This is a genomic window from Variovorax glucosi (assembly GCF_051216695.1).
In the GTDB taxonomy this organism is placed as follows: Bacteria; Pseudomonadota; Gammaproteobacteria; order Burkholderiales; family Burkholderiaceae_C; genus Variovorax.
Map to the genome: position 1 here is coordinate 1 of NZ_JBPJZE010000252.1, position 1,168 is coordinate 1,168.

Here is a 1,168-nt window from a genome sequence, read left to right on the forward strand (position 1 = left end):
TGACTTGCTCAACGCTCGTTTTGCCGGCAGCGGCAAGGGCAATACGAGTGGCACACCGGCGGGCTTCAACATCGAGCCCTCTGCTAATGGCATCTTGGGATGGCAAGACAGGGTGTCATCACAGCCCAGCACGGTACGTGCGGGTGACTATGGCGGTTCGATGGAGCGTATTGCACGAGCGCAGCTCGGTTCGGGTGCCAGCCAGCGCGACGTCAACAACTATGTGGGCCAACTCATTGAGATCAACAACATCAAGAGCCCGCGTGCGGTAGGGGGCGCTTGGGACATTGCCTTGCCAGGCGACGGCACCCCTGCTGCTACAAGTGGACTTGACGTGTATGCCAAAGACATCGCTTTGGGCGAACGGATGAATGAGCGGGTGCAATGGTGGACTGAGCGGTTGACCCAAGATGCACAGACGGTCACGAACAACAATAGTGGTGGCTACGTCTCGGTCGATGATGCAGCGTTTCTGTACAAATATCTGGGCAACAGTCCCAGAATCACCAGTGCTCCTGTCATACCTGCTGAACTTAGGGAGGCTGGGGATCCGTGGAGGGTGCTTGGATCGAGCACGGCTCTTAGCGGGGTCACGATTGAAGAGGTTCAAAATGCGGCGAGTGGCAGCAATCCGAACACCCAAGCAGTGGCCTATTTGCGCGCCAATCCTGGTGGCGAAAGTGAATTTCAACAGGTGTGGAATTCAAAGGGAGTTCGATCTTCGTTGCAAGTTCTAGGTGTTCCTGGATTAATGGCTGAGGCCGCTATGAGCACGGCTGGCGACACTATGGGTGGTGCTATCGGCTACAACCCGGTGGCGAACCAGTACTACGGTCCGTTTGAGCAGCAGTCAGCGATGTGGAGGACTGCTGCTGCGGCCATGATGCCTCCAACAATAACTGGAGGTGCAAGCACGGCAATCAGGATTGAGATGCAGGCCGTCAAAAATGAAGCGCTTGCGGCGGGACGAATGGCAGAGCTGCAGGCCAAATGGGGAGGACTCGGTGCAACGGAGCGTCGCGCACTACTGGAGTCCAAAAGCGAGGCAACGTGGTCTGGTTGGTTGGCTCAACGTGATGCGCAAGCAAAGGCCGTGAATCCCAGGACGCACTTTAATGAGAAGCATGGTCCGGGCACAACGTTGGATGCTCAGCAAACTCGGGCAACG

At 56.8% G+C, this 1,168-nt stretch carries 1 protein-coding gene; it reads left to right on the plus strand.

The window, feature by feature from the left end:
* The coding region (locus ACSFA3_RS24720; RefSeq protein WP_435508005.1) for a hypothetical protein at positions 1–1,168 on the plus strand (1,168 nt) is incomplete at both ends.